The sequence below is a fragment of the Pelomicrobium sp. genome, from assembly GCF_036803785.1.
Classification (GTDB): domain Bacteria; phylum Pseudomonadota; class Gammaproteobacteria; order Burkholderiales; family UBA6910; genus Pelomicrobium.
Map to the genome: position 1 here is coordinate 1 of NZ_DAIRTR010000175.1, position 5208 is coordinate 5208.

Sequence of the window (5208 nt, forward strand, 5' to 3'; positions counted from 1 at the left end):
CAGCCAGGCCGGGTTGATCGATGGGTTCACCGTCCGGGACCTGGCCGGTCTCGAGCGGGTGAGCGGTGCCCGCCTTGAGGGCCGACCCCGGAGCCCGGTATAATTTCTTAGCAAATTAGTAGGTTATTTCGATCGACGAATTCAAATCGCTTATAGAGAGGAATGCAGATGAGCGTCCAGGAAAAGATCAGGCAACAGGTCACCGGCCACAAGGTGGTGCTCTACATGAAAGGCACGCCCCAGTTCCCCCAGTGCGGCTTTTCCGCCAACGCGGTGAACCTCCTCAAGGCCTGTGGCGTCACCGACTTCTTCAGCGTGAACGTGCTGGAGGACCCGGAGATCCGCCAGGGCATCAAGGAGTACGCCCAGTGGCCCACTATTCCCCAGCTCTACGTGAACGGAGAATTCGTGGGCGGCTCGGACATCATGACCGAGATGTACCAGCGCGGAGAGCTCCAGAAGCTGCTCGAGCGTGCCAAGGCGGCTTGAGCCGCTTTGCGGTCTTCCCCACAAAAAAGCCAGCCTTCCGGCTGGCTTTTTTGTGGGCCCATGCCGGGCATAGTCTCTCATCGTTCCCCGATCCCTCGACGCTGAATAGCCCATGGCCAACTGGATCACTGCTTTCCGTTTCGTTCTGCTTTTCGTACTCGTCGTCATGGTCTACGAGTTGTCGCCGCCCTGGCAGCTCCTGAACGCGCCGCTCCTCGTGCTGATCTTCGCGCTCGACGGGATCGACGGTTACGTGGCACGCAAGCGCGGCGAGGAAAGTCTGTTCGGCTCCGTGTTCGACATCGCCGTCGATCGTGTGGTGGAGAATGTGTTATGGCTCGTGGCCGTGCATTTGGGCTTCGTTCCGGTATGGGTCGGGATCGTCTTCCTCGTCCGCGGCTTCCTGGTAGACGCGGTGCGTGCCCAGGGACTCCAGCGGGGCGAGACGCCGTTCGCCATGCTGCACACGGCCCTTGGGCGCTGGCTCGTGGCGGGACGCTTCATGCGTTTCGCCTACGGCGCGGCCAAGATGCTGGCTTTCGGCTGGATTCTGCTCATCCAACCCTGGCCGCAGGTGTTTCCCGAGCTGTGGGGGGCGCACGGCGCCCTGCTCCTCGACATCCAGGATGCCCTCGTGCTGATCGCCGTCCTCTTGTGCCTGGCCCGCGGCCTACCGGTGATCGCGGAGTTCGCCATCTCCGAACTGATCGCTCCGGCCCGGACGGTGCGCTGAGTGGCGGTGGCTCTGGTTCTGGTGGACGTGGATGGCACGCTCTTGCGCGTGGCCCACTCTGAGCCGCGCTTCGCCGCCCATCTGGTCGGACGCGGCTGCGTGGGGCCGCGTCAGCTTCTGGCCTACGCGGGGTTCGCCTTGCGCGGGTGGCGGCGCTATGGGTGGGAGCTCTTGCGCAAAAACAAAGCTTACCTGTGCGGGCTGCGGGCCGAGCATGTCGCCCGGCTGGGCGAGCGCTTCGTGGCCGAGCACCTGTTCCGCCATATACGTTCTGAATTGGTCGAGCGGCTGCGGGCCCATGCCGAACGGGGTGACCGCCTGGTGCTGCTCACGGGTACGCCCGATTTCCTCGCCTGGCCACTCGCTCGCCGCGTGGGCGTGCCGCGGGTGGTGGCCACCGTGTGCGCCACCGACGGAAGCGGACGCTACAGCGCTGCAGCGCCCCGGGTCCACCCCTACGGCGAAGAAAAGCGGGTGCTGGCCGAGCGCCTATGCGCGGCTCACGGAACGACCCTGGCGGAATGCGTGGCCTACGCCAACTCGGCATCCGATCTGCCGCTGCTCAAGGCCGTGGGTACGCCTGTCGCCGTGGCGCCGGATACCGGCCTCACTGCGGCGGCGCGCCGCAGCGGCTGGAGGGTGATCGAGGGCCGTGCCCCTTAGGGCACGGATTGTAACCGCGCCGGCCCCGTGCTCAAATGTTGCGGCGCTTTTGTCTTCGAGACCTGCCAGCCCATGCCAGCGAGTCCCTTTGTCCCCCTGTCGCGCTGGGCCCGCTGCGCCTTGGGTCGCTCGTGGGAGCAGTTACACGATATCCTGGGGCACGCGAGCCTGAGCGCGCGCTATCTTTTGGTGTCCCTGTTGGCCGCGCTGGTGCCGCTGGCGGCTACGGTCGTCCTGTACGATCGTTACGCCGCCGATCTGGTGATTCGGCTGGCCGACCAGCGACTGGAGAGCCGGCTCACCGCCGCCGCGAGCAAGCTCGCCGATTTTCTGAGGACCAAGGTGTTCCAGCTGGAAACCCTTGCGGATTTTCCCGAGCTGGCGGCCATCGCGCACACCGACTTGCATCGGCTCGACGAGCGCCTGCTCAACCTGCTGCGCTATGAGACCGATGCCCCAGACGTCTACGGTGTGCTGTTTTTCGACGAAGCGGGACGGATGCTGGCGGCGCTGCCTGGACACGGCGGATCCACCGAGGGCGCGCCCCCGTGGGGGGAGCGGGAGTTCTCCCTTGGGACGCTGCCCCGGGTGGAATTCCAGGGAACCGAGCTGATCGGTCCGCTGCTGCCGCAGGACGGGCGTCCCGGCTGGTTTCTCCTGCGCCGGCGCATCGGAACGGAACCGGTGAGCATCGCTCTCCAAGTTCGGCTCGCCTCGGTCACCGAACTGTTGACTGGTGCCGCGCTGGACGTCTACCGTCCGGTCCTGCACACCCCCGATGGACGCTTCTTCTCCGAGGTGGGGACCGAGCTGCGGGTCGCTGCCCCCCTCATTTCCGGTCCCGAGATCGCGCCGGGCTGGTTCCCGGCGATGCTGCGGGAGACGGCCGAGCTGCCCTCGCCCGGGGCTTCGGTGCGCTATGTCATGCTGGGCCTCGCGACCGCCTCCGCCGGCGCCCTGCTCGTGCTGTTCTTGCGCTTGGGCGCTCGCATGCGCCGGCGCATCGCGCCGCTGGTGGCCGGCGCGGAGTCGGTGGCCCGGGGCGAGCTGGCGATCCACGTGCCCGTGGAGGGTCGGGACGAGATCGCCACCCTGGCGCGGGCGCTAAACCGCATGAGCGCCGAACTGCGGGCGCTGATCCGCACCCGGGTGGAAACCGAGAAGCGGGCGGCGCTGGGCGATATTGCCGCCAGCATCGCCCACGAGGTGCGCAATCCCCTGGCCACCATCAAGACCAGCGTGCAGGCCCTCGGCGCGCGGGAAACCGATCCGGCGCGACGGGAGCTGGTGGAGCTCATCGTCGAGGAAATCGAGCGCATCAACGGTGTGATCCAGAGCCTACTCAGCTTCGCTCGCCCGAGCGAGCCGGAGAAAAGCGAGGTCACGGCAGGGGAGCTGCTACGCCGGGTGGCAGCGCTCGCCGGCTCCATGGCAGAGGAAGCCCGGGTCACCCTCTCCGTTTTGGGGGAACGGGACTTGCGCTTCCATTTGGACGTGGGCCAGGTGCAGCAGATCTTGGTGAACCTGGTGCTGAACGCCCTGCAGGCCATGCCCCGAGGGGGGACGCTCACCTTGCGTGCTTACCGGGACGGGCCCGTCGGCTGCCTGGCCGTGTCCGATACGGGGGTCGGCATCCCGCCGGAGCTTGTGGACAAAGTGGCCGAGCCGTTCTTCACCACCAAGCCCGGCGGCACCGGACTCGGGCTGGCCGTGTCGCGTCAGCTCGCCGAGATGAACGGAGGTCGTATCGAGATCGCGAGCGAGCCCGGCGCCGGCACCACGGTGACGGTGCGTCTTCCCCTGGCCACTACGGAAGTTACCCATGAAGACCGCGCCCCTGGTGCTCATCATTGACGACGAGCGCAAGTTGGTGCGCTCCCTGGAGCTCGCCCTGAAGGGGGCTGGAATCGACGCCCGCGGGGCGTTTGACGGCGAGAGCGGCCTGAAGCTCGCCGCCGAAATCGATCCCGACGCGGTGCTCCTGGACTTGCGCTTGCCGCAGGTCTCGGGCATGGAGGTGCTGGCGGCCCTCAAGGCGACCCGGCCGGATCTGCCGGTCATCATGATCTCGGCCCACGGAGATACCCGGGCAGCCGTGCAATGCGTCAAGGCCGGCGCTTCCGACTATCTCACCAAACCCTTCGACTTGGACGAGCTGGTGCACCTGATCGAGTCCACCGTAGAGCGCCGGCGCGTGGCCGAAGAAGTGGCCTACCGGCGCCGGTTGGGGACGAGCGAGGCGGTCATCGTCGGCGATCATCCTGCAACCCAGAGGCTGCGGGAGCAGGTGGCCCGGGTCGCGGCGAGCAGCGCGCGCACTATATTGTTGCTGGGTGCCTCCGGCACCGGCAAGGCGGTGGTGGCGCGGGCCATCCACCAGGAAAGCGAACGCCGCACGGGACCGTTCGTAGAGGTGAACTGCGCTTCCTTGCCCGAGCCGCTCCTGGAGGCGGAGCTCTTCGGCGCCGAAAAGGGCGCCTACACCGGTGCCCACCAGCGGCGGGTCGGGCTGGTCACCCTGGCTGATAGGGGAACCCTGTTCCTCGATGAAATTGGCGAGCTGGCGCCGCCGCTGCAGGCGAAGCTCCTCGCTTTCCTGGAAAACCGCACCTATCGTCCTTTGGGGAGTGCCCGGGAGGCGGTGGCGGACGTACGGGTCGTGGCCGCCACCAATCGAGATCTGGCGGCGGAGGTGCGCGCGGGCCGATTCCGGGAGGACCTGTACTACCGGTTGAACGTGGTTCCTGTGGAGCTGCCGGCCCTCCAGGACCGGGGCGAGGACGTGTTCCTGCTCGCTTCCTATTTCGCCGAGCGTTTCGCCCGGGAGGAAGGGTGTGCCCCCGTCACCCTGGGGGAGGCGGCACGGAGGCTGTTCCGCGCCTATTCCTGGCCGGGAAACGTGCGGGAACTGCGCAACCTGATGGAGCGGCTCACCATACTCCATCCGGGCCAGACCATCGAGCCCTTGCATCTGCCCCCGGAAATGAGGCCGTCTGAGCCCGAGCACCCGGCAGCGCCCCGGCGTGCCTTGCCGGAGCGCCTGGCGGCGGCCGAGCGCGAGCTCCTGTTGGAAGCTCTGGCTCGGGCTCGGGGCCAGAAGGGTCTCGCTGCCCAGTTGCTGGGCATCTCCCGCCACGCCCTCAAGCGGCGACTCAAGCGCCTCAAAGTGGGTTGAGCGCAAAGCGCTCGGCCGCACGCTCCGTCGAGCGGTTGGCGCTCGGCGGGCCCCGCCATCGTTCGATGCAACAGATTGTCGGGTAGCAGGACAGCATTACTGCCGCCCCGCCCCCTAAGAACCGTACGTGCGAGTTTCCCCGCATACG

5 protein-coding genes are annotated in these 5208 nt (G+C 67.2%); all 5 read left to right on the forward strand.

The features are described from left to right. Nucleotides 1-168 precede the first annotated feature (168 nt). Complete coding sequence (gene grxD, locus V7Q81_RS14520) at nucleotides 169-489, forward strand: Grx4 family monothiol glutaredoxin (protein WP_333844687.1); 321 nt, start codon at nucleotides 169-171, stop codon at nucleotides 487-489. Nucleotides 490-601: 112 nt separating this feature from the next. After that, complete coding sequence (locus V7Q81_RS14525; RefSeq protein WP_333844690.1) at nucleotides 602-1222, forward strand: CDP-alcohol phosphatidyltransferase family protein; 621 nt, start codon at nucleotides 602-604, stop codon at nucleotides 1220-1222. After that, nucleotides 1223-1885, forward strand: a complete 663-nt coding sequence (locus V7Q81_RS14530; protein WP_333844693.1) for an HAD family hydrolase — start codon at nucleotides 1223-1225, stop codon at nucleotides 1883-1885. A 72-nt stretch (nucleotides 1886-1957) separates the two neighbouring features. After that, a complete protein-coding gene (locus V7Q81_RS14535) occupies nucleotides 1958-3739 on the forward strand; it encodes an ATP-binding protein (RefSeq protein ID WP_333844695.1) in 1782 nt (593 codons plus the stop codon). After that, nucleotides 3708-5060, forward strand: a complete 1353-nt coding sequence (locus V7Q81_RS14540) for a sigma-54-dependent transcriptional regulator (protein WP_333844697.1) — start codon at nucleotides 3708-3710, stop codon at nucleotides 5058-5060. Before V7Q81_RS14535 ends, V7Q81_RS14540 begins: the two co-directional genes overlap by 32 nt. Nucleotides 5061-5208 lie beyond the last annotated feature (148 nt).